Genomic DNA, 22917 nt, shown 5'->3' with positions numbered 1-22917 from the left:
AATGCCTGAACAGGCAAAAGAGCCCGCCGAACCCGCTCGGTCGGGCAAAAGATCACGCGCCGTGATTGATCGGGAACCGGAACGATCTTTTCGGGCCGCCCCGAGGGGCCGGGGCCATTTACTTCGGGAGCGCTCCCAGTGTCAGGGCGAACCCTTCTTGAGGGAGCGGGGAAGGTCTCTTCAGGGGATGCGGGCCACGGCGCCGTAGTTGCCCGACGAGGTGGGTGTCTCCCGGCAGGCGAGTTCGCTGCCGTCCGGATGCCACTCGGGCACCCACACCAGTCCGGGCTCCACCAGGTCGAGCCCTTCCAGCAGCGCGGCGACCTCGTCCTTGGATCGGATCGCGAGGTGGGGCAGGGTCATGGCGAGCAGGTCGCGGATGCCGGGCAGTAACTCCGGCGGGACGCCGTCGAACGTCGTGTGCAGCAGGCCGAGGAAGCTGCCGCCCGGCGCGTTGTGGCGCAGGCGCTTGATGACGTAGTGGGCGTACTCGTCGTCGTTGAGGCTGTAGGCCGAGAGCACCAGGACGGCCACCGGACGTTCCCAGTCGATGAACGTCTTGACCACGTGGTGCCGGAGCACCTCGTCGATCTCCCGCACGTCGCCCTCCACCACCCGCACCAGGTCGGTGAACGGCTCGATGGTGGCCTGGGCCAGGGTCACCACCATGGGGTTGGACTCGACGTACAGCACGCGGGGGGCGGGGCCGGAGGGGCGGCGTGCCATGTCGTGCAGCCCGTGGCCGGCCGAGAGCCCGCTGGGGATCCCGCTGCCTATGATCATGAATTGGTCGACGTCCTCGACCGTGGCCAGGTGGCGGATCACCCGTGAGAGGAACTCCAGCACCGCGCGGGCCGCCGTGGTGAGGGCGGGAGTCGCTTGATCGAAATGGCGGACCGTGTCCTTGTCGGCCAGGAAGTTGTTCTTCCCGCCGGCCGCGGCATCGAAAATGCGCGTGATCCTGGCCTGCGTCGTTTCCAGCTTGGCCAAATTACGGACAGCACGTTGGTGCATGAGCGTTGCCCCTTTCCCCTCGCCGCTGACCCTTTTGCGGTAAGCGATCTTTGGACTTCACTCGATGACTCGAACCATATGTTCCAACAATTCCAGTCAATGACAACCCGGTAGACCGGTTATCTTGGGAAATGTTTGTTACCAGAATCATCGTGGCAAGGGTTCCCGCTGTACGGATGTGCCCGCCTGAGCCGTCAAACACGCCCTGCCATACCGACACTGCCATACCGACAAAGCCCCCCACCGACGTGCGGTGAGGGGCTGCGGACGACCTGTGCGCGGGCCGGGGAGGGTCAGTCGGTGCCCAGCTCCATGGCGGCGTTGTCGAGGAGCACGTCGTCGTCGGGGAGGTCGCCCGGCACCTCGCCACGGGAGGCGATCGCCTCGGCGCCGCCCTCGTCCATCTCGCCGATCAGCCCGGCGGCGGCCGTCTGGGTGGCGCCGAGCAGCGTCTGGTGCGGGCTGCCGACCATGCCGAGCCCGGCGTACTGCTCCAGCTTGGCGCGCGAGTCGGCGATGTCGAGGTTGCGCATCGTGAGCTGGCCGATACGGTCGAGGGGCCCGAAGGCGGCGTCCTCGGTGCGTTCCATGGACAGCTTGTCGGGGTGGTAGCTGAACGCCGGGCCCGAGGTGTCGAGGATCGAATAGTCCTCCCCGCGCCGCAGGCGCAGCGTCACCTCGCCGGTGACCGCCGTGCCGACCCACCGCTGCAGCGACTCGCGCAGCATCAGCGACTGCGGGTCGAGCCAGCGGCCCTCGTAGAGCAGCCGGCCCAGCTTGCGGCCTTCGGTGTAGTAGCTCGCCAGCGTGTCCTCGTTGTGGATGGCGTTGACCAGCCGCTCGTACGCCGCGTGCAGCAGGGCCATGCCAGGCGCCTCGTAGATGCCCCGGCTCTTGGCCTCGATGACCCGGTTCTCGATCTGGTCGGACATGCCCAGGCCGTGCCGTCCGCCGATGGCGTTGGCCTCCAGCACCAGGTCGACGGCGGAGGGGAACTCCTTGCCGTTGATCGACACCGGCCGCCCGCGCTCGAAGGCGATCGTGACGTCCTCGGCGGGGATCTCGACGGACGGGTCCCAGAACCGTACGCCCATGATCGGCTCGACGATCTCGATGCCCGTGTCGAGGTGTTCCAGCGACTTGGCCTCGTGGGTCGCGCCCCAGATGTTCGCGTCGGTGGAGTACGCCTTCTCCGTGCTGGCCCGGTAGGGCAGGTCACGGGCGAGCAGCCACTCCGACATCTCCTTGCGCCCGCCCAGCTCGTTGACGAAGTCGGCGTCGAGCCACGGCTTGTAGATGCGCAGGGACGGGTTGGCGAGCAGGCCGTAGCGGTAGAACCGCTCGATGTCGTTGCCCTTGAACGTGGAGCCGTCGCCCCAGATCAGCACCTCGTCGTCGAGCATCGCGCGCACCAGCAGCGTGCCCGTGACGGCCCGGCCGAGCGGGGTGGTGTTGAAGTACGTGCGGCCGCCGGAGCGGATGTGGAACGCTCCGCAGGCCAGGGCGGCCAGGCCCTCCTCGACGAGGGCTTCCCGGCAGTCGACCAGCCGGGCGACCGCCGCGCCGTACGCCGTGGCGCGGCCCGGCACCGAGGCGATGTCGGGCTCGTCGTACTGGCCGATGTCGGCGGTGTAGGTGCAGGGCACCGCACCCTTCTCGCGCATCCACGCGACGGCCACGGAGGTGTCGAGGCCGCCGGAGAAGGCGATACCGACGCGTTCGCCGACTGGGAGAGAGGTGAGCATCTTGGACACGAGTAGAAGTATATACACAAGGATGCATGACCATTCAAAGCCCGTCCCATGAAATGGACAGCGAAGCGGCCCAGGCCCGGTGCCCGCCCTCGCTCCGACCTGGTCTGACGAGGGGATTCATGGGTGGCGGGGCCGGTCGCGTAGCATGCGGTCGATCCGGTCCCGCGCGGAGAGCCGGATCGAGGAGCCGGGGGTGGGGGATGGGCGCCGAAGGGCTGGTCGAGCGGGTGCGGCGGCTGGCGGACGGCGGCGGGCGGGTGCTGGTCGGCATCGCGGGGTGCCCGGGAGCGGGCAAGTCCACGCTGGCCGGGCGGCTCGCCGGAGCGCTCACCGCCGGCGGGCTGCCGGCCGTCTGGGTGCCGATGGACGGCTTCCACCTGGCCGATATCGAGCTCGAACGCCTGGGCAGGCTGTCCCGCAAGGGCGCCGCCGACACCTTCGACGCCCACGGCTACCTGGCACTCCTGCGCCGCCTGCGCGCCGAGATCGCCGACACGGTCTACGCGCCCTCGTTCGACCGCGGGATCGAGCAGCCCATCGCCGGCGCCATCCCCGTGCCGCCGGGCACGCGGGTCGTCGTCAGCGAGGGCAACTACCTGCTGTCCGGCGAGGAGCCCTGGCCCCGGGTGCGCGCGGCCATGACCGAGGTCTGGTACGCAGACCTCGACGACCGCGTCCGCCTGGAGCGGCTCGTCCGGCGGCACGTCGAGTTCGGCAAGACCCCCGACCAGGCCGCCCGCTGGGTCGCCGAGGTCGACGAGCCCAACGCCGCCGCGATCCGCGCCACCCGTACGGGCGCGGACCTGCGGATCGACGTCGGCGGACCGGCGGTCCTCTGACGGGCTGCCGCCCGGGTCCCTAGTGGTGCGGGACGGCGGGCGCCAGGACGTACTGGTACAGCTCGTAGCCCACGAAGGCGACCACCGGTAAGCCGATCGCGATCAGCAGCCGGCGCGGCAGCCCCGGCCGGTCGGCGGTCAGCTCGATGTCCTTGATGGGCACGACGTCCTTGATGGGCACGGCCGGCACCTTGGCCAGCGGCAACGGATCGGGCGCGGCCGTCAGCTCCGGATGCCGGGCCAGATAGCCGGACGGGAACGAGGTCAGGTGAAACGCGCCGCACTCCGGGCAGGACAGCCCCGACCACGGCGGCTGCACGGGTACGCCGGAGCTGAGCCAGACCTCGACGTCGTTGCCGTGGTCGTCGGTCAGGTGCCTGACGACGTAATCCTCTTCCCAGACGTACAGGCAGCGCAGGCACTCGAAGGGCCAGGATTCGCGGGATTCGAACCCGTCGCGCACGAGGAACCACCCCCGGGCAGACGATGAGCGTTTCGCTACGAGTGTCCGCCCGGTCCCCTACCTTCACACAAGACGGCACTTATAACACTTTCCGCCATAGAAAGCTCACCTGGTGTCAGGTTAGGCGGACTCTCCGGCGGGGCGCGTCAGCCACCACATCCGCTCCGCCTACCCTCCGATCCGTGCTGAAACGCACGCGATGCTCAGGGTTTGCGCAGGTCAGCGGCGCGGTATGTCCGCTACCGAGAGGTGAGTGACATTCACCTGGAGTGGCCACACGGGGGGTTGGGCCATGACGACATCCACCGCGCTCGACGAGGTGCACATCCTGTGGACCTCCGAGGGCATGAGCTGCGACGGCGACACCGTGTCGATCACCGCCGCCACGCTGCCGAGCCTGGAGGACGTGCTGCTCGGCCTGGTACCGGGCCTGCCCAAGGTCCACCTGCACAACAAGGTCCTGGCGACCGAGACGGGCGAGGACTTCCTGGCCGCCTTCAGGCAGGGGGAACGGGGTGAGCTGGGGCCGTTCATCTTCGTGGTGGAGGGCTCGATCCCGAACGAGCGCATCAACGGCGACGGCTTCTGGACCTCGATGGGCAGCGACCCGGAGACCGGCCAGCCCATCACCGTCAACGAGTGGATCGACCGGCTGGCGCCCAAGGCGTGGGCGGTGGTCGCGATCGGCACCTGCGCCACGTACGGGGGCATCCACGCGATGGCCGGAAACCCGACCGGCTGCATGGGCCTGTCCGACTACCTCGGCCGCGACTTCCGCTCGGCCGGCGGCCTGCCGATCGTGAACGTGCCCGGCTGCCCGGTGCAGCCCGACAACTTCATGGAGACGCTGACCTGGCTGCTCTACCAGGCGGCGGGCATGGCCCCGACGATCCCGCTGGACGACCTGCTCCGCCCGACCTGGCTGTTCGGCAAGACGGTGCACGAGGGCTGCGACCGCGCCGGCTACTACGAGCAGGGCGACTTCGCCCACGACTACAACTCGCCCAAGTGCCTGGTGCGCGTCGGCTGCTGGGGGCCGGTGGTCAACTGCAACGTCACCAAGCGCGGCTGGATGGACGGGGTCGGCGGCTGCCCCAACGTGGGCGGCATCTGCATCGGCTGCACGATGCCCGGCTTCCCCGACAAGTTCATGCCCTTCATGGACGCGCCGCCCGGTGCCACGGTGTCGGCGTCGATGAGCCACGCGTACGGGTCGCTGATCCGCAGGCTCCGTTCCATCACCAACCACGCGGCCGGCAAGGAGCCGAAGTGGCGGCACAGGGGCCGCAAGCTGACCAGCGGGTACGACCCGCGCTGGGGCAACTAGGGAGACGGCAAGGTGACAACCCGCACCAGGGGACGCGGCCAGGAGACGGAGACCGAGCGCGAGCTGGTCGAGATGTCCTGGGATCCGATCACGAGGATCATCGGCAACCTCGGCATCTACACGAAGATCGACTTCAACAACGGCGAGGTGGTCGAGTGCAAGAGCACCTCGTCGCTGTTCCGCGGCTACAGCGTGTTCATGAAGGGCAAGGACCCGCGCGACGCGCACTTCATCACCAGCCGCATCTGCGGCATCTGCGGTGACAACCACGCGACCTGCTCGGTCTACGCCCAGAACATGGCGTACGGGGTCAAGCCGCCCCCGCTCGCCGAGTGGATCGTCAACCTCGGCGAGGCGGCCGAGTACATGTTCGACCACACGCTCTTCCAGGACAACCTGGTCTTCGTCGACTACTGCGAGCAGATGGTCAAGCAGACCAACCCCAGCGTGCTGCGCCGTGCCGAGACCACCGAGGCGCCCAACGCCCGCATCCACGGCCACCGCACGATCGCCGACGTCATGCGCGCGTTCAACCCGTTCACCGGCGCCGTCTACCAGGAGGCGCTGCAGGTCAGCCGGGTCACCAGGGAGATGTGCTGCCTGATGGAGGGCCGCCACGTGCACCCCTCCACGCTCTACCCGGGCGGCGTGGGCACCGTGGCCACGCCCCAGGTGTTCACCGACTACCTGGCCAGGCTGCTGCGCGTGCTCGACTTCGTCAAGCGGGCCGTCCCGATGAACGACGACCTGTTCGACTTCTTCTACGAGGCGCTGCCCGGCTACGAGGAGGTCGGCCGCCGCAGGGTGATGCTCGGCTGCTGGGGGGCGTTCCAGGACCCGGAGCACGTCGACTACGACTACCGGCACATGAGCGAGTGGGGCCGCCGGATGTTCGTCACCCCCGGCATCGTGCTCGACGGGGAGCTGCTGACCACGAACCTGGTGGACATCAACCTCGGCATCCGGATCATGCTGGGCAGCTCGTACTACGACGACTGGCAGGGCGAGGAGACGTTCGTCACCCACGACCCGCTCGGCAACCCGGTGGACCAGCGCCACCCGTGGAACCAGACCACGCTGCCCCACCCGCAGAAACGCGACCTCGACGGCAACTACAGCTGGGTGATGAGCCCCCGCTGGTACGACGGCCGCACCGGCGACCACCTGGCGCTCGACACCGGCGGCGGCCCGCTGGCCAGGCTCTGGACGACCGCGCTCGCCGGGCTGGTCGACACCGGCACCGTACGCGCCACCGGGCACTCGGTGGAGATCAACCTGCCGAGGAGCAAGTCGCTGCCCGAGATGAGCTTCGAGTGGAGGGTGCCGCGCTGGTCGAACACCATCGAGCGCAACCGGGCCCGCGTCTACTTCGTCGCGTACGCGGCGGCGATGGCCGTCCACTTCATCGAGCAGGCGATGGCCGAGGTCAGGGCCGGGCGGACGAAGGTGTTCAGCGACTTCGACGTGCCGGAGGAGGCGATCGGCTGCGGGTTCCACGAGGCGGTGCGCGGGGTGCTCTCGCACCACATGGTGATCAGGGACGGCAAGATCGCGAACTATCACCCGTACCCGCCGACGCCCTGGAACGCCAGCCCCCGCGACAGCTTCGGCACGCCGGGGCCGTACGAGGATGCGGTGCAGGGGCAGCCGATCTTCGAGGAGAACGGGCCCGACTCGTTCAAGGGCATCGACATCATGCGTACCGTACGCAGCTTCGACCCGTGCCTGCCGTGCGGCGTCCACATGTACCTCGGCGGCGGCAAGGTGCTCCAGCAGGTGCACTCGCCGACGTTCGGCGCGGCCGGATAGGGGCGGCGGAGATGCCGGAACGGACGGTGACGCCGGACCAGGCCCAGGCCCCGATCTCGAAGCAGCAGCAGCCTCTGCCGTCGCCGCCGCCGGAATGGGCGGGGGCGGCGGAGCGGATCGAGCGCATCGAGGCGATGCTGGACGAGGCGGGTCCTGCGGCGGTCGAGCTGGTCAAGGAGCTGCTGGCCCTCTACGGGGAGGGGCTGGCGCGGATCCTGGCGCTGGCGGGCGAGGCGGTGGCGGTCGAGGTGGCCGCCGACGAGCTGGTCTCGCCCCTGCTCCTGCTGCATGACCTGCACCCGCTGGACACCAGGACCCGGGCGGAGGCGGCGGTGGCGGGGCTCGGGGGCGAGATCCTGTCGGTGGCGGACGGCCTGGTGCGCGTCCGCGTACGCCCGTCGGGCTGCCGCACGTCGGCCACGGCGGAGGTCGAGCAGGCCATCCGCGCGGTGGCCCCCGAGGTCGACCGGGTCGAGATCGAGCCGGACGAACGCCCGCTGATCCCGCTCGACACCCTGACCACCCGGCGTGGACCGGTGACCCGATGACGGGGCTGCTGCGGCTGCTGGCCCTGCCCGGTGGCAGGCGCCCCGGCGTGGCGGACGACCGCCCGCCCGCCGCCCAGGACGACGCGTCCATGGACGCCGCCTCCACGGGCGCAGGGTCCGCGGGAGTGGATGAGCGGTGCGACATGTGCGGCGAGCCCGTGCCCGACGGGCACCGCCACCTGCTCGACCTCACCATCCGCGAGCTGCGCTGCGCCTGCCGCGCCTGCCAGGTGCTCTTCGACCACGAGGCGGCCGGGGGCGGACAGTACCGCCTAGTGCCGAGGCGGCGCGAGCGGCTGACCGGCTTCGCGTGGTCGGGCCTGGGCGCCCCCGTACGCACGGTCTTCCTGGTACGCGACTCCGCCGCGGCACGCCCCGTCATGTACTACCCCAGCCCGGCGGGCGCCGTCGCGGCCCCGGCCTGGGACGACCCGGCGCTCGCCCGCCTGGAGCCCGACGTCGAGGCGCTGCTGCTCGACCGCGACCACGGGGCCTGGATCGTCCCGCTGGACGACTGCTACCGGCTCGTGGGCCTGGTACGGGCCCGTTGGCAGGGCCTGACCGGCGGCTCGGCCGTACGCGAGCTGATCGACCGCTTCTTCACCGACCTCAGCGAAGACAGGAGCCCGGCATGACCGCGAAGAAGCCCATCAAGACGGGCAGGCCCGACATCCGGCCCGACGCGCCCTCCCACGTCAAGGGCGTCAAGGAGGGCAATGCGACCGGCAACTACGAGAGCCAGCCCGGCCACCTGCCCGACGGCCGCTCCACCGCCAAGCGCTCGACCGGCGTCAACCCCGGCCGGCACGACCCGATCGATCCAAGCATGCCCAACCTCTCACCCGCCTAGCCGATGCCACCGACCACCAGACCACCGACGCCCGACCCGGCCACCGCACCGCTGACGCGCGCGCCGGGCGGGCCGCCCGAGCCGCCCGAGCCGCGTATCGAGGTCGTGGGCGTCGAGCCCGCCGCGCCCGCCGCCGTGCCCGCGCTCGACTTCACGCTGAGCATCGAGGTCCCGGGCGGGACCGAGGTACGTTCGCTCACGCTGGCCACCCAGGTGCGTATCGACGCCACCCGCCGCGCCTACGGTGAGGACGACCAGGAGCGGCTCGCGGAGCTGTTCGGCCCGCCGCAGGAATGGTCGCGCAATCTGTCGAGCCTGCTGTGGGCCCAGACCGTCACCCAGGTGCCCGGCTTCACCGGCAGCACGCGGGCCCGGGTCACCGTGCCCTGCACGTACGACTTCGAGGTGGCCGCCGCCAAGTTCTTCCACGGCCTGGCGGACGGTGACGCGCCGCTGGACTTCCTGTTCACCGGCACGCTCTTCTACCTCGACGGCGACCGGCTCCAGGCCGCCCACCTGCCCCGGCGTACCGAGGCGGGCTTCGCGATGCCGGTGCGCGTGTGGCGGGAGCTGATGGAGCGTCACTTCCCGCACACCGCCTGGCTCCGGCTCGGCCGCGACACGTTCGACCTGCTGTACGCCTACCGGGTCCGGCACACGCTGCCCGGCTGGGACGACGCCATCCGCTCGCTGCTGGCCGGGAGGTGAGCCGGTGGACGAGATCAGGCAGATCGCGCGGGCCGTGCTGTACGAGGGGTACCTGTTGTGGCCGTACCGGGAGTCGGCGCTGAAGAACCGGCACCGGTGGACGATCGGCGGCGTCCACCCCGCGTGGTACGACGGCGGCCGGTGCCGGATGCGTACCCAGTGCCTGGTGGAGGCCGGCCCGGACGACACCGTCGAGGTGTGCGTGCGGTTCCTGCACGTCGTGGCCAGGGGCCGGGGCGAGGAGGCCCGCGAGCGCGAGGTGAGCGCCCGGGTGCTCGCCCTCGGCGGCGGCTCCGTCCGCACGGAGATCGACCTGCCGGCCGGGGAGGAACGCGAGGGGGCGGTGCCGCACCGCTGGGAGGCGCTGCGCGGACACGTCGAGGTGGCCGCCGAGCCGCTGGGTCCCGGGCTGTTCCGGATCACGGCCGACCTGGTCAACACCACCCCGGAACCCGCCCTCGACACCCAGGACCTCGACACCCAGGACCCTGACACCCAGGACCTCGGAACAGGGGTCCTCGGAGCGCGGGACCTCGGAACGCGAGATCCGGGCAGGGCACGGGTGGCGGCGCTCGCGCGGACGTTCGTCTCGGCGCACGCCGTGCTGCACGTGCCGCGCGGCCGTTTCGTCTCGCTCATGGACCCGCCCGAGCACCTGCGCGAGCACGCGGCGGGCTGCCGGAACGACGGCGCGTGGCCGGTGCTGGTGGGGGAGGACCTCCGCACGATGCTCGCGTCGCCGATCATCCTGTACGACCACCCGAGGATCGCCCAGGAGAGCCCCGGCGACCTGTTCGACGCGACCGAGATCGACCAGCTCCTCACGCTCAGCGTCCTGGCGCTCAGCGACGGGGAGCGGGCCGAGATCCGCGACGGCGACCCGCGCGCCCGCGAGATCCTCGACCGCTGCACGGCACTCACGGAGGAGCAGTTGATGCGCCTGCACGGCATCATGCGCAAGACGGAGCCGACCCCATGACCGACCATATGACCGACCGCATGACCGGCCCCGAGGCAGGCGGCGCGGCCGGGTTCTGGGAGCGGATGGAGTCGAGAGGGCCGGGCGAAGTGGTGATCGACGGCGTGACCGTGATGGCGGGCAGCCGCGTACGGCTGCGCCCCCATGCCCGCGCCGACGTCCTGGACCTGGTCCTGGCCGGAAGGGAGGGCGTGGTCGAGGCCGTCGAGCAGGACGCCGAGGGCGCCTTCCACGTCGCCGTGACGCTCGACGACGACCCCGGCCGCGACCTGGGCGAGGCCCGCCTGCCGGGCCACCGCTTCTTCTACGCGGCCGAGGAGGTCGAGCCGCTGGGTGAGCGGGCGTACCGGGTGCTGGTGGCCGGGATCGGCAACGTGTTCCTGGGGGACGACGGCTTCGGCGTCGAGGTGGTCCGCCACCTGTCCGGCCTGCCGCGCGTCCCGGGCGTGGACGTGGCCGACTTCGGCATCCGGGGCATGGACCTGGCGTACGCGCTGCAACGCGACTACGACGCCGCAGTCCTGGTGGACGCCGCCCCGCGCGGCGAGCCGCCGGGCACGCTCACCGTCGTCGACCCGGGAACCCCGTCGCGCGGCGCGGCCCTGGAGACGCACGGCATGGACCCGGTCAAGGTGCTGCGGCTCGCCGCCGAGCTGGGCCGGGTGCCCGGCGTGGTGCGCGTGGTGTGCTGCGAGCCCGAGAGCCTCGGCGAGGCGCTGTACGAGCTGAGCGAGCCCGTACGCGCGGCCGTCCCCGAGGCGGCGAACCTGGTGAAAGCCCTGGTTATGGAAATGATTGCGGAAAGCGCCGGACCTGGCTGCCGCGATCGTGCTCAGGAATGAGGTGGTGTGACATGTGGAAGTCGAGGGCGAAGTGGCTGCTCCTGGCCTGCGGGCTGGCGGCGGTCGTGGCCCACCAATGGCCGGAGATCCGCCGGTACTTCAGGATGGAGCGGATGTAGGTGCACGAGATCGGGCTGTGCGAGGGCCTCGTCGAGCTGATTCACCGCCAGGCGGCGGGCAGGCGCGTGGCCTCCGCGCGGGTACGCGTCGGCGCCAGGCACGCGGTGGCCGAGGAGGCGTTCGGGCAGGCGTTCACGCTCGCCGCCCAGGGCACGGCCGCGCAGGACGCGGTGGTGGACCTGGTCATCACGCCGGTCACGGTCGAGTGCCGGGCCTGTGGCCGTGAGTCGGAGTCGACCGACGTGCTGGCGGCGTGCCCGCGCTGCGAGAGCGGCGACGTGGGCGTCAGCGGCGGCGACGAGCTGGTGCTGGAGTCGGTCTGGTTCGGTGGCGAGGGGGCGGGCGATGTGCCTGGGCATCCCAGGTGAGCTGATCGGCCCGGCCGGGGAGCACGACGACCTGGCCGTGGTGGAGGTCAGCGGGGTGCGGCGGCGCATCAACGTGGGCCTGCTGGCCGAGCAGGAGCTGAAGCCGGGCGACTGGGTGCTCGTGCACGTGGGGTTCGCGCTGTCCAAGATCTCCGAGTCGGAGGCGCAGGCCGTCCTCGACTACCTGGAGGGGCTGGGGCAGCCGTACGCGGACGAGATCGACGCGCTGCGGGCGTCGGACATCTCTTGAGGGGGGCGGATGCGGTTCGTCGACGAATATCGTGACGCGGGCCGGGCACGGGCGCTGGCCGCCGACATCGCGGCGCGGTGCCGGCCGGGGCGGTCGTACGCGTTCATGGAGGTGTGTGGCGGGCACACGCACACCATCTACAAGCACGGCCTGGAGGACCACCTGCCGGAGCAGGTGTCGCTGGTGCACGGTCCCGGCTGCCCGGTGTGCGTGATCCCGATGGGCCGGGTGGACGACGCCATCCACATCGCCAGGCAGCCCGGCGTGATCATGACCTCGTTCGGCGACCTGCTGCGGGTGCCCGGCGGCACCGGTTCGTTCCTCGACGCCAAGGCGGCGGGCGCGGACATCCGCATGGTGTACTCGCCGCTCGACGCACTCAAGATCGCCAAGTCGAACCCGGACCACCGGGTCGTCTTCATGGCCATCGGCTTCGAGACCACCGCGCCCTCCACCGCCATGACCGTGCTGCGGGCGGCGGCGGAAGGGGTGCGCAACTTCTCGGTCTTCTGCAACCATGTCATGATCATTCCGGCGATCAAGGCCATCCTCGACTCGCCGGACCTGCGGCTCGACGGGTTCATCGGCCCCGGCCACGTGTCGGCGGTGATCGGCTGCGAGCCGTACGCGTTCATCGCCCGCGACTACCGCAAGCCGCTGGTGGTGGCCGGGTTCGAGCCGCTGGACATCCTGGCCTCCGTGCACATGCTGCTCGGCCAGCTCGCCGAGGGCCGCTGCGAGGTGGAGAACCAGTACGCCAGGGTCGTGCCGTGGGACGGCAACCAGGTCGCGATGCGCGCCATCGGCCAGGTGATGCGGCTGCGCCCGCACTTCGAGTGGCGCGGGCTCGGCTTCATCGCCCACTCGGCGCTGGCGATGGCCGAGGAGTACGCGGCCTTCGACGCCGAGCGCGTCTTCGACCTGCCCGGCGTACGGGTCGCCGATCCGCGCTCCTGCCAGTGCGGCGAGGTGCTCAAGGGCGTGCTCAAGCCGTGGGAGTGCAAGGTGTTCGGCACGGCCTGCACCCCGGAGACGCCGATCGGCACCTGCATGGTCTCCTCGGAGGGCGCGTGCGCGGCGTACTACAACTTCGGCCGCTTCACCAGGGAGAGGGCGCTGACGTGAACCGCGAGCAGCAGGTGCTCGACCGCATCGAACGGGCCCGCCGCCGCAAGCCGGTCGTCAGGGAGGAGCGCATCACGCTCGCCCACGGCTCCGGCGGCAAGGCCACGCAGACGCTGGTCGAGGCCGTCTTCCTGGAGGCGTTCCGCAACCCGCTGCTCGCCCCGCTGGAGGACGGCGCCACCCTGCGACTCGACACCGGCGACGTGGCGTTCACCACCGACTCGTACGTGGTCTCGCCGCTGTTCTTCCCCGGTGGCGACATCGGTGACCTGGCCGTCAACGGCACCGTGAACGACCTCTCGATGTGCGGCGCCCGCCCGCGCTACCTGTCGGCGGGGTTCATCCTGGAGGAGGGCTTCCCGGTCGAGGACCTGCGCCGGGTCGTGGCCTCCATGGCGCGGGCCGCCGCCGCCGCGAAGGTGGAGATCGTCACCGGTGACACCAAGGTCGTCCAGCGCGGCCGGGCCGACGGCTGCTACATCACCACGACGGGCGTCGGGCTGGTCGAGCGGCCGGTCACGCTCTCGGCCGGGGCCGCCCGTCCCGGCGACGCCGTTCTCGTGTCGGGCTCGATCGGCGCGCACGGCGCCGCGATCATGCTGGCCAGGGGCGACTTCGAGATCGAGGCCCCGATCGCGTCCGACACCGCGCCGCTGCACGAGGTCGTCGCCGGGCTGCTGGACGCCGTGCCCGGCCAGGTCAGGACGCTGCGCGACGCCACCCGAGGCGGCCTGGCCACCGTGCTCAACGAGGTGGCCGCCGCCTCCGGGGTGGCCGTGGTGCTGGAGGAGGAGGCCGTTCCGGTACGTCCTGAGGTGACCGGCGTGTGCGAGCTGCTCGGCCTCGACCCGCTCTACGTCGCCTGCGAGGGCCGGTTCGTGGCCGTCGTGGACGGCGGGCACGCCGAACGCGCCCTGGACGCGCTGCGGGCCCACCCGCTCGGGGCCGAGGCCGCGATCGTCGGCACGGTCGCCGCCGAGCCCGCCGCGCTGGTGCTGCTGCGTACCGGGGTCGGTGGCACGCGCGTGGTGGACGTGCTGGTCGGCGACCCGCTACCGCGCATCTGCTGAGACCAGCTCGGCCAGCAGGTGGTAGAGGGTCGCCTGCGCCTCCTGGATCCGGTGCACCGACGACGACGGCACCACGAACAGGTGCTCCGCCAGCCGTTCCGAGGCCATCCGCCCGCCGCCCGACCCGGCGAACCCGACCGTCACCATGCCCGTCCGCCGGGCCTCGTCCAGCCCGCGCAGCACGTTGGCCGAGCCGCCGCTGGTCGACAGCGCCACCGCCACGTCGCCCGGCCCGCCGAGCGCGGCGAGCTGGCGGGCGAAGACCACCTCGAACCCGATGTCGTTGCCGAGCGCGGTCACCAGGGCGGTGTCGCAGGCCAGCGAGATCGCGGGCAGGCCGCGCGCGGTGAAGAGCGCCGCCACGGACTCGGCGTCGGTGCTGCTGCCGCCGTTGCCGAAGGCGTACAGCCGCCCGCCCTCGCGCAGGGCCGCCGCCACGTCCGTCGCGCACGCGGCCAGCGCGGGTCCCAGCTCGTCGAGCACGCGCAGCCGCAGCTCCAGGCTCTCGCGCGCCTTGGCGGCGGTGGAGGCGGTGAGGTCGGCGGGGTCGCGGCGCAGGAACGGGTAGAGCGTCCCGGTCATCGCGGCACCACCGCGATCGCCTCCTCGGCGTGGACCAGTACGGTGTCACCCGGCCGCACCCCCGTCACCAGCGCCACGCTGATCTCCTTCATCCCCGCCCCGGTGATGGCCAGCGCCATCCCGTCCGGCAGCAGTTCGGTGACCTGGACGGGGATGGCGACGTCCCCGCAGGTCACGCAGCGTTCGCAGTCGCTCATGAGGTCTCCAGGAAGAGGTGGACCAGCTCCCAGAGGAGGTGGTAGGCGGTGACGTGCAGCTCCCGGGCGATCATGGGGTCGGAGGTGCGCGCGACCAGCACGTGATCGGCCGCCTCGACGGCGCCGGGCATGGTGAGGACGACCGTCAGCATGCCCAGGGCGGCGGCCGTCTCCAGGGCGCGGCCGTCGATCGGCGGGCCGATGCCGACGGCGAGGTCTCCGGCCCGGCCCAGCGTGGGCAGCAGGGCGGCGTCCACGGACAGCGCGGGCAGCGCCCGCTTGCCCACGATCACCGGGTGGGTGAACTCCACCGCCACGTGCGCCGCGTCCGCCGGGGATCCGAAGGCGAGCAGTCGTCCGCCGTGCCGGAAGCGTTCCGACATGGCCTGCGCGGCGCGCACCAGCTCGGCCGCGTCCTCCGCCAGTGCCGCGCCGGGAGCCGCGCGCTCGGCGCGGGCCAGGTCGAGCAGATCACCCATACCCCCATTCCAGCCCAGCTCGGGGCGGGTCGCCCGGAGGGAAACGGCAAACTTCCATCAAGCAACTCCGGTTGACTAATTTGAAATTAGTCAACTACGGTTGCTTAGAAGTCGGCACCCTTCGCGCCGGCTCCTGAGGAAAGGCGGAACGGGAATGGCGACGAGCCGAGTGGTGCTCGACGTCGGCGGCCTGCGTATGCGTTACGGCACGACCGACGTCCTGCACGACGTGAGCTTCCAGGCGTACCAGGGGGAGGTGCTGTGCCTGCTCGGCCCCAACGGCGCGGGGAAGACCACCACGATCGAGATCATGGAGGGCTTCCGGATGCGGTCCGCCGGGCGGGTCGAGGTGCTCGGCGAGGACCCGGCGCGCGGTGACGAGCGCTGGCGGGCGCGGGTGGGCGTCGTCCTGCAGTCGTGGCGCGACCACGGCAAATGGCGGGTACGCGAGCTGCTCACCCACCTCGGACGCTACTACGCGGCCTACTCCACCCCGTCCATCGCCCGGCCCTGGGACGCGGACCGCCTCGTCGCCGCGGTGGGCCTCACCGAGCAGGCCGGACACAAGGTCAGGACGCTCTCCGGCGGTCAGCGGCGCAGGCTCGACGTCGCGATCGGGCTCGTCGGCCGGCCCGAGCTGATCTTCCTGGACGAGCCCACCGCCGGGCTCGACCCGGTGGCCCGGCGCGGCTTCCACGAGTTGATCGAGGGCCTGTCCGGCGAGACCACGGTGCTGCTCACCACGCACGACCTGGCCGAGGCCGAACGGCTCGCCGACCGGATCGTGGTGCTCGACGGCGGCCGGATCGTCGCCGACGGCACAGCCGGGCAGCTCGCCGAACAGATCGCGGGCGAGGACGAGATCCGCTGGCGGCACGACGGCCGCGGCCACCGGCACACGACCCGGGAGTCCACGCCGTTCGTCCGCGGCCTGTTCGACCGGTACGGCGCGGCGATCGAGCACCTGGAGGTCCGCCGCGCCTCCCTGGAGGACACCTACCTCTCCCTGGTCCGCCACGCGGAAACGCGAGCCGAGACCGAGCCCCAGAACCAGGAAGGACAAGTCCGATGAGCAACCCTGCCACGACGGCCTGGCGGGCAGGCTGGTCCCGCGGCCTCATCGAGCTGCGCCAGTCGCTCACCAACGCGGGCGACCTGTTCAACCACTGCTTCTGGCCCGTGCTGATGCTGATCACCACGTACTTCCTGCGGGACGTGTCGTTCGGGCAGACCTCGTTCTCGCTGGGCACCCTGGCCGTGCCGAGCATCCTGGGCATGAACGCGGGCATGGCCATGATCACCATGAGCCAGCACCTCACCGCCGACCGCGAGGACGGCACCCTGCTGCGGGCCAAGGCGACCCCCAACGGCATGACGGGTTACCTGATCGGCAAGATCGTCATGGTGTCCGGCGGCTTGGTGGTCGACCTGGCCATCTTCCTGGTCCCCGGCCTGCTCCTGGTGCCCGGCCTGGTCGTCGCCGGCCTGGGCTCGTGGCTGACGCTGCTGTGGGTGTTCCTGCTCGGGCTGGTGGCGACGCTGCCGATCGGCGCGGTGCTGGGCTCGGTGTTCGCCAGCGCGCGCGGCCAGGGACTGCTCCAGCTCCCGATGATCGGCCTGATCGCCGTCTCCGGCGTGTTCTACCCGATCACCGTGCTGCCCGAGTGGGTACAGGCGATCGCGCAGGTCTTCCCGGTCTACTGGCTGGGCCTCGGGATGCGTTCCGCCCTGCTGCCGGACGGCGCGGTCGTGGTCGAGATCGGCGAGTCGTGGCGGCACCTGGAGACGGCCGGGGTCCTGGGGGCGTGGGCGGTGCTGGGGCTGGCCGTGGCGCCGATCGTGCTGCGGCGGATGGCGCGCGGGGAGTCCGGCTCGTCCGTCGCGGCCCGCCGCGAACGAGCCCTCCAACGCGCCGCCTGACCGCGACGATTCCGGGACGCCGGGGAGGTCGGGGACGTCGGGACCTCGGGGAGGCCGGGGCGGCGGGAGACCGGGGCGATGGGGAGACCGGGGAGACCGGGGCGGCGGGGAGGCCGGGCGGGTCGTAATCCGGAGGACTCGTGCCGTGTGGGCCGCGTATCGTGGCGGCCATGGCTGACGCCGTCTTCGAGGATCCACGCCTGGCCGCCCTCTACGACCCGTTCGACCCCGACCGCAGTGACCTGGACCCCTATGCCGCCGTCGCCGCCGAGCGCGGCGCGCGCACGGTGCTCGACGTGGGGTGCGGCACGGGTACGTTCGCGCTGCTGCTGGCGGGCAGGGGGTTCGAGGTGACGGGCGTCGACCCGGCCGGGGCCTCGCTCGACGTCGCACGGGCCAAGCCGGGCGCCGAGCGGGTGCGCTGGATCCACGGCGACGCCACGGCCGTGCCGCCGTTGCGGGCCGACCTCGCCACCATGACCGCGAACGTGGCCCAGGCCATCGCCGACCCCGCCGACTGGCGGGCCACCCTGGCCGCCGTACGCGGGCTGCTGCGGCCAGGAGGGCTGCTGATGTTCGAGACCCGCGACCCGGCCCGGCGCGCCTGGCTCGGGTGGACCAGGGAAGACTCGTACCAGGTGGCCGAGATCCCCGGCCTGGGCAAGGTGGAGCAGTGGTTCGACCTGCTCGACGTCAGCCCGCCGCTGGTGACCTTCCGCGGCACGTGGATCTTCGCCTCCGACGGCCAGGTGCTGACCTCGGACTCGACGCTGCGCTTCCGCGAGCGCGACGAGGTCGAGGCGGACCTGGCCGCCCACGGGTACACGTTGGAGGAGGTCAGGGACGCGCCCGACCGGCCAGGCCGCGAGTTCGTGTTCCTGGCCCGGAGCCCCGAGACCGCCCGTTAGCCGCAGGCGTCCGCACCCGGAGTCCCGAGGCCGCCGGTAAACCGCAGGCGTTCGCCGTCCCGCACCCGGGCGTCCCCGCATGATCCCGGCGACGGCGATTCGAGGTTAAGGTGAGCCTCGAAGGGAGGGGAGGCGACATGCGCACCCGGCTGTCGGCCGCGCTGCTGCTTCTCCTGTCCTGGTTCCTGCCGGTCGCCGCCCACGCGCAGGCCGCCGCGCAGGTCACCCGCGCCCAGACCGTTCGGCAGGCCACCTGGGGGCCCGAGCAGCGTCACTCCGGGGTGCGGGAGGTTCCGCCCCCGGCTCCCTCGCTGCGGGCCTGGCCGGGCCCGGGCGGTGCGACGGGCGCGGCGGTCACGCTCGCCGCAGGGCCGCCCGGCTTCCGTCATCCGTGGTCCGTCGCCGTCCCCGAGCCGTCCACCGGCGTCCCCGCCGCGCGCCCGCCCCTGGCGGCCGCGGCGCGGGCGCCGCCCGCCACCACGCACTGAAGACACCGCGGACGCCGGCGATCACCCGGCGTCCGAGCTGCTCCCGCGCGGCGCGTCAGCCCGCGCCGTCGAGCGCTTTCCCCCTTCAGAGCCCGTGGAGGCTTTCATGTCAGGAGCGCCGTTCTGGCGTGCGGTGGCGGCGTGCGCCGTCATCGCGATCTCATTGTTCCTCACCCTCACCACCGCGCCGCGCCTGGGCCTGGACCTGCGCGGCGGCACCCAGCTCGTCTTCGAGACCAGGGACTCGCCGACCGTCAAGGCCGACGCGGCGGCCACCGACCGCGCGCTCGACGTGCTGCGCCAGCGCGCCGACGCGCTCGGCGTGGTCGATCCCACCCTGGTCCGCTCCGGCGAGCGGCGGATCATCGTCGAACTGCCCGGCGTGCTCGACCCGCGCCAGGCGGCCGAGGTCATCGGCCGTACCGCGCAGCTCGCGTTCCATCCCGTGCTCGGCGCGGCCGAGGACGGTGACCGTACGGCGGTAGCCGACGAGAACGGCGGCCTGCTCAAGCTCGGCGCCGCGGCCATCACCGGCGAAGGGGTGAGCGACGCCGCCGAGCGCAGCGACCCCCAGCGCGGCCCCGGCTGGTGGGTGAGCATCGACTTCCGCGAGGAAGGGGCCTGGCAGCGGCTGACCGGGGACGCGGCCTGCCGGCCCCAGGACGATCCACGCCGCCGGATCGCCATCGTGCTCGACACGGAGGTCATCTCCTCGCCGCCGCTCGACCCGTCCGTGCCCTGCGGCAGCGGCATCCCGGGCGGCCGCGCCGACATCACCGGCTCGTTCAGCCACGAGCAGGCCCGCGACCTCGCCGTACTGATCAAGGGCGGCGCGCTGCCGGTCCCGCTCGACCTGGTCGAGCAGCGTACGGTCGGCCCGACCCTGGGCGCGGCGGCCATCGACGCCAGTGCCAGGGCGGCCGTCGCCGGGCTGATCCTCACCGCCGTGTTCATCGTGACCGTCTACCGCCTGGCCGGGCTGCTGTCGGTGGTCGCGCTGCTCTGCTACGGCGTGATCTCGTACGCGGTGCTGGCGGCGATGGGCGCGACCTTCACGCTGCCGGGGCTGGCCGGGTTCGTGCTGGCGATCGGCATGGCCATCGACGCCAACGTCCTGGTGTTCGAGCGGGCCAGGGAGGAGTACCAGCGGTCGAGCGGGCTGCGGCCGGCGCTCGACCGCGGGTTCAGGAACGCCTGGAGCGCGATCGCCGACTCCAACGTCACCACGCTGATCGCGGCCGGGCTGCTGTTCTGGCTGGCCTCGGGGCCGGTCAAGGGGTTCGGCGTGACGCTCGCCGTCGGCGTGCTGGCCTCGCTCGTCTCGGCCCTGCTCATCACCCGCGTGCTCACCCAGTCCGTGATCGGCCGCATCGGGCCGCGCCTGTCGGGGCTCGGCTCGCCCGGAGCCGTCAGGACGTGGCTGACGCGCAGGAACCCGCAGCTCATGCGGGCCGGGAAGGTGTGGCTGGCGGTCGCGGGCGGGCTGGCGGCGGTGGCGGTCGCCGGGCTGGTCGCCCGCGGGCTGAACTTCGGCGTGGAGTTCACCGGCGGGCGGCTGGTCGAGTTCGCCACGGCGCGGCCCGTACCGGCCGACGTGGCCGGGGACGCCGTCGCGCGCGCCGGGATCCCCGGCGCGGTGGTGCAGGCGGGGGACGACGGCGTCACCGTACGCGCCGCGCGCCTCGGCCTCGACGACGTGGCCAGGATCGAGCAGGCGCTCGAAAGCCGGGCGGGCGAGGTGAGCAAGCGGCGCGAGGAGTTCATCGGCCCCAGCCTGGGTGCGGAGCTGCGCCGCAACGCCCTGGTCGCGCTCGGCGTGGCCGTGGCCATGCAGCTCGCCTACCTGGCGGTCCGCTTCCGGTGGAGCTTCGGCGCGGCGGCCGTGCTGGCGCTGCTGGTGGACGTGATCGTGGTGGCCGGGATGTTCGCGTGGCTGGGCAAGCCGATCGACGGCGTCTTCCTGGCCGCGATGCTCACCATCGTCGGGTACTCGGTCAACGACAAGGTGGTGGTGTTCGACCGGGTCAGGGAGCTGTGGGCGGCCCGCGCGGGGGAGCCGTTCGCGGCGGCGGTGAACGGCGCGATCCTGCAGACCCTGCCGCGCACCGTCAACACCGGGCTCGGCGCGCTGTTCATCCTGCTCGCGCTCATGGCCTTCGGCGGCGACTCGCTGCGTGACTTCGCGATCGCGCTGGTGGCCGGGATCGTGACGGGAACGCTGTCGTCGGCCTTCGTGGCGGGTCCCGTGGCGATCGTGCTGGCCAGGTACGACCGGCGTCCCCCGGCCAGGCCCGCCGCGTCGCGCGCCGCTCGACCCCGCCGGGGCTCGGGAGCTGTGGTGTGATGCTGGTGAACCACGCGCGCCGCCGGTGCCGTCCCCCGTGCGGGGGACCGGCGGGCGCGCTCCCACCGACGGCATCTCACCCCAGGAGCGTCCTGATGATCACCTGGCGGCGGCTCACCGAGGAGGACTTCCCGCTGCTGCGCTCGTGGCTCGAACAGCCGCACGTGGCCCGCTGGTGGCACCACGAGACCTCGCCGGAGGCCGTGGCGCGCGACTTCGGCCCGGCCGCGCGAGGGGAGGAGCCGTCGGAGGACCTGCTCGCCCTCCTCGACGGTCGTCCCTTCGGGCTGGTGCAGCGGTCACGGCTCGCCGACTATCCCGACTACCAGGCCGAGCTGGCCGCGATCGTGCCCGTTCCGGACGAGGCGGTCACGATCGACTACCTGATCGGCGACCCCGGGCAGGTGGGTAAGGGGCTCGGGACGCTGATGATCCGTTCGATCGTCGAGCGGACGTGGACGGAGCTGCCCGACGCGTCCTGCGTCCTCGTCCCGGTCGCGGCGGGAAACCTCGCGTCGTGGAACGCGCTGCGCAAGGCGGGCCTGCGCCGGGTCGCCGAGGGCGAGCTGGAGCCGGACCACCCGGAGGACGGCCGCGACCACTACCTCTACCGGATCGACCGCCCCACCCCGCCCTGACCGCCTGGTACGGCGTCAGCGCACCCCCCGGGAAGGTAGTCGCCCGGCGACGGCCTTCCCGGGGCCCGTGAGGGCTTCCCCGGAGGAGGATCGGGGAAGAGTACGGGCATGGAGGTGCTGAGCAGTCGCGTGTTGCTCCGTCCCGGCGACCCCGAGCGCAGCCGCCACTTCTACGCCGACACGCTCGGCCTGGCGGTCTACCGCGAGTTCGGCCCGCCCGACCACCCGGGCGTGGTCTTCTTCCTGGGCCAGGGCCTGCTCGAGCTGTCCGGCGGCGCGAACGACCCGCCCGGCGACGCGGTGTCGCTCTGGCTCCAGGTACGCGACGTCGCCGCCGAGGAACGACGGCTGCGGGAGGCGGGCGTCACCGTGCTCCGCGAGGCGCGGCAGGAGCCGTGGGGCCTGATCGAGCTGTGGATCGCCGACCCCGACGGCCACCGCATCGTCCTCGTGCAGATCCCGCCCGACCACCCCCTGCGCCGCGACACCCGCTGAACCGCCCGCGGCCTCAGTCCTCCAGCAGGTCGAGGTCCGGCGGGACCAGCGTGGTGGAGTCGACCAGCCCTCGCAGCAGGTTGTGCAGCAGGTTGTCGGACGGCCCGCCGGCCGCCTTGTCGTGCGTCAGCGGATAGGGGAAGCCTCCGGCCTGCAGGCGGTGACGCACGGCCTCGATCCTGTTCTCGATCCGGCGCTCCCGCCAGTCGCCGCCGGGCCGCAGGTAGGCGAGCTGCTCGGCGGCCTGCCGGTAGGACAGGGGCCGCGGGCCCTCCTCGTACAGCAGGTAGCGCTGCCCCAGCACCACCAGGAGCAGTCGCTCGTCGTCGTCGAGCGGCCATCGCCTCGGCGGCAGGGTGTCTGTGCAGCGGCGCGGGGCGCGTTCCTCGTCGTGGCCCGAGACGTACAGCTCGACCAGGTGCTCCCGATAGCCCGACCCGCGGACGAACACCGGCGTGTAGCCCGTCGCCAGCGGGACGGCCTCGGTCGTCGCGTGCATCAACCGGCCCCTGGGCAGGCGCAGGAGCTGCTGGCCGGTGTTGCGCAGCCACCAGCGGTGCTTGCGGTAGGCCAGCTCGCCGTGCCTGCGGCTCACCCACAGGTCGTCCTCCCCGACGCACAGGTCCACGTCGGGACGGTCGCCACGGCCGAACGTGACGGTCAGGCCCGGCCGGGGCGCCACCTCGACGCCGCCGTTGACCGTCCGCGCGTGCAGCGTGCCCGGCGGGGCGGGCGCGACGCCGCGGGCCAGACTGTCAGGGACGTTCATCGCCCGCCTCCCCAAGACGCTTTCGGCCAAC

Annotated in this window: 28 protein-coding genes; 21 read left to right on the top strand and 7 right to left on the bottom strand. The window is 72.1% G+C overall.

What is annotated here, in order from left to right:
- Positions 1-180 precede the first annotated feature (180 nt).
- Together ACZ6S0_RS01480 and argG are read right to left on the bottom strand one after the other, a co-directional pair.
- Positions 181-990: an SAM-dependent methyltransferase gene (locus tag ACZ6S0_RS01480; RefSeq protein WP_465912634.1), complete on the bottom strand. Its 810-nt coding sequence runs from the start codon at positions 988-990 to the stop codon at positions 181-183.
- A 317-nt stretch (positions 991-1307) separates the two neighbouring features.
- Entirely contained in the window at positions 1308-2768 is a 1461-nt protein-coding gene (argG, locus tag ACZ6S0_RS01475) for an argininosuccinate synthase (protein ID WP_465912633.1), read from the bottom strand.
- A 200-nt stretch (positions 2769-2968) separates the two neighbouring features.
- Here argG and ACZ6S0_RS01470 point away from each other — a divergent pair, with 200 nt between their 5' ends.
- Complete coding sequence (locus tag ACZ6S0_RS01470; RefSeq protein WP_465912632.1) at positions 2969-3607, top strand: nucleoside/nucleotide kinase family protein; 639 nt, start codon at positions 2969-2971, stop codon at positions 3605-3607.
- A 19-nt stretch (positions 3608-3626) separates the two neighbouring features.
- Here the strand turns inward: ACZ6S0_RS01470 and ACZ6S0_RS01465 are convergent, their stop codons facing one another.
- Positions 3627-4070, bottom strand: a complete 444-nt coding sequence (locus tag ACZ6S0_RS01465) for a hypothetical protein (RefSeq protein ID WP_465912631.1) — start codon at positions 4068-4070, stop codon at positions 3627-3629.
- A gap of 292 nt (positions 4071-4362) precedes the next feature.
- Between ACZ6S0_RS01465 and ACZ6S0_RS01460 the strand changes: the two genes are divergently transcribed.
- From ACZ6S0_RS01460 to hypE, 13 genes are read left to right on the top strand one after another with little or no spacing between them, the layout of a single operon-like run.
- Positions 4363-5397, top strand: a complete 1035-nt coding sequence (locus tag ACZ6S0_RS01460) for an NADH-quinone oxidoreductase subunit B family protein (RefSeq protein ID WP_465912630.1) — start codon at positions 4363-4365, stop codon at positions 5395-5397.
- 12 nt (positions 5398-5409) lie between these two features.
- Positions 5410-7206, top strand: coding sequence for a nickel-dependent hydrogenase large subunit (locus tag ACZ6S0_RS01455; protein ID WP_465912629.1), 1797 nt, complete (start codon positions 5410-5412; stop codon positions 7204-7206).
- A gap of 11 nt (positions 7207-7217) precedes the next feature.
- Positions 7218-7754 carry a hypothetical protein gene (locus tag ACZ6S0_RS01450; RefSeq protein WP_465912628.1) on the top strand — a complete coding sequence of 179 codons (537 nt, stop codon included), beginning with the start codon at positions 7218-7220 and terminating at the stop codon, positions 7752-7754.
- On the top strand, positions 7751-8389 hold the full coding sequence (locus ACZ6S0_RS01445) for a DUF5947 family protein (RefSeq protein WP_465912627.1): 639 nt from the start codon (positions 7751-7753) through the stop codon (positions 8387-8389). The genes ACZ6S0_RS01450 and ACZ6S0_RS01445 overlap by 4 nt, the downstream gene beginning before the upstream one ends.
- Positions 8386-8604, top strand: coding sequence for a hypothetical protein (locus ACZ6S0_RS01440; protein ID WP_465912626.1), 219 nt, complete (start codon positions 8386-8388; stop codon positions 8602-8604). Before ACZ6S0_RS01445 ends, ACZ6S0_RS01440 begins: the two co-directional genes overlap by 4 nt.
- A 3-nt stretch (positions 8605-8607) precedes the next feature.
- Positions 8608-9312: a DUF6084 family protein gene (locus ACZ6S0_RS01435; protein WP_465912625.1), complete on the top strand. Its 705-nt coding sequence runs from the start codon at positions 8608-8610 to the stop codon at positions 9310-9312.
- A 4-nt stretch (positions 9313-9316) separates the two neighbouring features.
- Positions 9317-10291, top strand: coding sequence for a hypothetical protein (locus tag ACZ6S0_RS01430; protein WP_465912624.1), 975 nt, complete (start codon positions 9317-9319; stop codon positions 10289-10291).
- On the top strand, positions 10288-11133 hold the full coding sequence (locus ACZ6S0_RS01425) for a hydrogenase maturation protease (protein ID WP_465912623.1): 846 nt from the start codon (positions 10288-10290) through the stop codon (positions 11131-11133). Before ACZ6S0_RS01430 ends, ACZ6S0_RS01425 begins: the two co-directional genes overlap by 4 nt.
- Positions 11134-11144: 11 nt before the next feature.
- Positions 11145-11252: a DUF6893 family small protein gene (locus ACZ6S0_RS01420; protein WP_425568598.1), complete on the top strand. Its 108-nt coding sequence runs from the start codon at positions 11145-11147 to the stop codon at positions 11250-11252.
- Positions 11253-11621: a hydrogenase maturation nickel metallochaperone HypA/HybF gene (locus ACZ6S0_RS01415; RefSeq protein ID WP_465912622.1), complete on the top strand. Its 369-nt coding sequence runs from the start codon at positions 11253-11255 to the stop codon at positions 11619-11621.
- Positions 11599-11871, top strand: a complete 273-nt coding sequence (locus ACZ6S0_RS01410; RefSeq protein WP_344878314.1) for a HypC/HybG/HupF family hydrogenase formation chaperone — start codon at positions 11599-11601, stop codon at positions 11869-11871. Before ACZ6S0_RS01415 ends, ACZ6S0_RS01410 begins: the two co-directional genes overlap by 23 nt.
- Before the next feature lie 9 nt (positions 11872-11880).
- On the top strand, positions 11881-12996 hold the full coding sequence (hypD, locus tag ACZ6S0_RS01405) for a hydrogenase formation protein HypD (RefSeq protein ID WP_344878317.1): 1116 nt from the start codon (positions 11881-11883) through the stop codon (positions 12994-12996).
- The gene (hypE, locus tag ACZ6S0_RS01400) at positions 12993-14066 is read left to right on the top strand and encodes a hydrogenase expression/formation protein HypE (RefSeq protein WP_465912621.1); all 1074 of its coding nucleotides are present in this window, start codon (positions 12993-12995) and stop codon (positions 14064-14066) included. Before hypD ends, hypE begins: the two co-directional genes overlap by 4 nt.
- Here the strand turns inward: hypE and ACZ6S0_RS01395 are convergent.
- From ACZ6S0_RS01395 to ACZ6S0_RS01385, 3 genes are read right to left on the bottom strand one after another with little or no spacing between them, the layout of a single operon-like run.
- Complete coding sequence (locus ACZ6S0_RS01395; RefSeq protein ID WP_465912620.1) at positions 14049-14648, bottom strand: D-sedoheptulose-7-phosphate isomerase; 600 nt, start codon at positions 14646-14648, stop codon at positions 14049-14051. The genes hypE and ACZ6S0_RS01395 overlap by 18 nt on opposite strands.
- Positions 14645-14845, bottom strand: a complete 201-nt coding sequence (locus tag ACZ6S0_RS01390; protein WP_465912619.1) for a HypC/HybG/HupF family hydrogenase formation chaperone — start codon at positions 14843-14845, stop codon at positions 14645-14647. The genes ACZ6S0_RS01395 and ACZ6S0_RS01390 overlap by 4 nt, the downstream gene beginning before the upstream one ends.
- On the bottom strand, positions 14842-15324 hold the full coding sequence (locus tag ACZ6S0_RS01385) for a phosphoheptose isomerase (protein ID WP_465912618.1): 483 nt from the start codon (positions 15322-15324) through the stop codon (positions 14842-14844). Before ACZ6S0_RS01385 ends, ACZ6S0_RS01390 begins: the two co-directional genes overlap by 4 nt.
- A 154-nt stretch (positions 15325-15478) precedes the next feature.
- Between ACZ6S0_RS01385 and ACZ6S0_RS01380 the strand changes: the two genes are divergently transcribed.
- The 7 genes from ACZ6S0_RS01380 to ACZ6S0_RS01350 all read left to right on the top strand — a co-directional run bounded on the left by ACZ6S0_RS01380 (position 15479) and on the right by ACZ6S0_RS01350 (position 22117).
- Positions 15479-16396: an ABC transporter ATP-binding protein gene (locus ACZ6S0_RS01380; protein ID WP_465912617.1), complete on the top strand. Its 918-nt coding sequence runs from the start codon at positions 15479-15481 to the stop codon at positions 16394-16396.
- The gene (locus tag ACZ6S0_RS01375; protein WP_465912616.1) at positions 16393-17244 is read left to right on the top strand and encodes an ABC transporter permease; all 852 of its coding nucleotides are present in this window, start codon (positions 16393-16395) and stop codon (positions 17242-17244) included. The genes ACZ6S0_RS01380 and ACZ6S0_RS01375 overlap by 4 nt, the downstream gene beginning before the upstream one ends.
- 170 nt (positions 17245-17414) lie before the next feature.
- Positions 17415-18152 carry a class I SAM-dependent methyltransferase gene (locus ACZ6S0_RS01370; protein WP_465912615.1) on the top strand — a complete coding sequence of 246 codons (738 nt, stop codon included), beginning with the start codon at positions 17415-17417 and terminating at the stop codon, positions 18150-18152.
- A gap of 137 nt (positions 18153-18289) precedes the next feature.
- Positions 18290-18640: a hypothetical protein gene (locus tag ACZ6S0_RS01365; RefSeq protein ID WP_465912614.1), complete on the top strand. Its 351-nt coding sequence runs from the start codon at positions 18290-18292 to the stop codon at positions 18638-18640.
- A 106-nt stretch (positions 18641-18746) separates the two neighbouring features.
- Positions 18747-20984: a protein translocase subunit SecD gene (gene secD / locus ACZ6S0_RS01360; protein WP_465912613.1), complete on the top strand. Its 2238-nt coding sequence runs from the start codon at positions 18747-18749 to the stop codon at positions 20982-20984.
- Between the two features lie 95 nt (positions 20985-21079).
- Positions 21080-21622, top strand: coding sequence for a GNAT family N-acetyltransferase (locus ACZ6S0_RS01355; protein ID WP_465912612.1), 543 nt, complete (start codon positions 21080-21082; stop codon positions 21620-21622).
- Between the two features lie 108 nt (positions 21623-21730).
- A complete protein-coding gene (locus tag ACZ6S0_RS01350) occupies positions 21731-22117 on the top strand; it encodes a VOC family protein (RefSeq protein WP_465912611.1) in 387 nt (128 codons plus the stop codon).
- 13 nt (positions 22118-22130) lie between these two features.
- Here ACZ6S0_RS01350 and ACZ6S0_RS01345 read toward each other — a convergent pair whose 3' ends face one another.
- Entirely contained in the window at positions 22131-22886 is a 756-nt protein-coding gene (locus tag ACZ6S0_RS01345) for an FHA domain-containing protein (protein ID WP_465912610.1), read from the bottom strand.
- Between the last annotated feature and the right edge of the window lie 31 nt (positions 22887-22917).

The sequence above is a fragment of the Nonomuraea sp. NPDC051298 genome, from assembly GCF_055586305.1.
Note: the sequence above shows the minus strand (reverse complement) of the source record. Positions and strands in the feature narration are given on the sequence as shown.

What these genes read in the sequence shown, in the direction of transcription:
- ACZ6S0_RS01470 (WP_465912632.1), top strand. Translation starts at nt 2,969, where the DNA reads ATGGGCGCCGAAGGGCTGGTCGAGCGGGTGCGGCGGCTGGCGGACGGC.
- ACZ6S0_RS01460 (WP_465912630.1), top strand. Translation starts at nt 4,363, where the DNA reads ATGACGACATCCACCGCGCTCGACGAGGTGCACATCCTGTGGACCTCC.
- ACZ6S0_RS01450 (WP_465912628.1), top strand. Translation starts at nt 7,218, where the DNA reads ATGCCGGAACGGACGGTGACGCCGGACCAGGCCCAGGCCCCGATCTCG.
- ACZ6S0_RS01445 (WP_465912627.1), top strand. Translation starts at nt 7,751, where the DNA reads ATGACGGGGCTGCTGCGGCTGCTGGCCCTGCCCGGTGGCAGGCGCCCC.
- ACZ6S0_RS01440 (WP_465912626.1), top strand. Translation starts at nt 8,386, where the DNA reads ATGACCGCGAAGAAGCCCATCAAGACGGGCAGGCCCGACATCCGGCCC.
- ACZ6S0_RS01435 (WP_465912625.1), top strand. Translation starts at nt 8,608, where the DNA reads ATGCCACCGACCACCAGACCACCGACGCCCGACCCGGCCACCGCACCG.
- ACZ6S0_RS01425 (WP_465912623.1), top strand. Translation starts at nt 10,288, where the DNA reads ATGACCGACCATATGACCGACCGCATGACCGGCCCCGAGGCAGGCGGC.
- ACZ6S0_RS01420 (WP_425568598.1), top strand. Translation starts at nt 11,145, where the DNA reads ATGTGGAAGTCGAGGGCGAAGTGGCTGCTCCTGGCCTGCGGGCTGGCG.
- ACZ6S0_RS01410 (WP_344878314.1), top strand. Translation starts at nt 11,599, where the DNA reads ATGTGCCTGGGCATCCCAGGTGAGCTGATCGGCCCGGCCGGGGAGCAC.
- hypD (WP_344878317.1), top strand. Translation starts at nt 11,881, where the DNA reads ATGCGGTTCGTCGACGAATATCGTGACGCGGGCCGGGCACGGGCGCTG.
- ACZ6S0_RS01395 (WP_465912620.1), bottom strand. Translation starts at nt 14,648, where the DNA reads ATGACCGGGACGCTCTACCCGTTCCTGCGCCGCGACCCCGCCGACCTC.
- ACZ6S0_RS01390 (WP_465912619.1), bottom strand. Translation starts at nt 14,845, where the DNA reads ATGAGCGACTGCGAACGCTGCGTGACCTGCGGGGACGTCGCCATCCCC.
- ACZ6S0_RS01385 (WP_465912618.1), bottom strand. Translation starts at nt 15,324, where the DNA reads ATGGGTGATCTGCTCGACCTGGCCCGCGCCGAGCGCGCGGCTCCCGGC.
- ACZ6S0_RS01380 (WP_465912617.1), top strand. Translation starts at nt 15,479, where the DNA reads ATGGCGACGAGCCGAGTGGTGCTCGACGTCGGCGGCCTGCGTATGCGT.
- ACZ6S0_RS01375 (WP_465912616.1), top strand. Translation starts at nt 16,393, where the DNA reads ATGAGCAACCCTGCCACGACGGCCTGGCGGGCAGGCTGGTCCCGCGGC.
- ACZ6S0_RS01370 (WP_465912615.1), top strand. Translation starts at nt 17,415, where the DNA reads ATGGCTGACGCCGTCTTCGAGGATCCACGCCTGGCCGCCCTCTACGAC.
- ACZ6S0_RS01365 (WP_465912614.1), top strand. Translation starts at nt 18,290, where the DNA reads ATGCGCACCCGGCTGTCGGCCGCGCTGCTGCTTCTCCTGTCCTGGTTC.
- secD (WP_465912613.1), top strand. Translation starts at nt 18,747, where the DNA reads ATGTCAGGAGCGCCGTTCTGGCGTGCGGTGGCGGCGTGCGCCGTCATC.
- ACZ6S0_RS01355 (WP_465912612.1), top strand. Translation starts at nt 21,080, where the DNA reads ATGATCACCTGGCGGCGGCTCACCGAGGAGGACTTCCCGCTGCTGCGC.
- ACZ6S0_RS01350 (WP_465912611.1), top strand. Translation starts at nt 21,731, where the DNA reads ATGGAGGTGCTGAGCAGTCGCGTGTTGCTCCGTCCCGGCGACCCCGAG.
- ACZ6S0_RS01345 (WP_465912610.1), bottom strand. Translation starts at nt 22,886, where the DNA reads ATGAACGTCCCTGACAGTCTGGCCCGCGGCGTCGCGCCCGCCCCGCCG.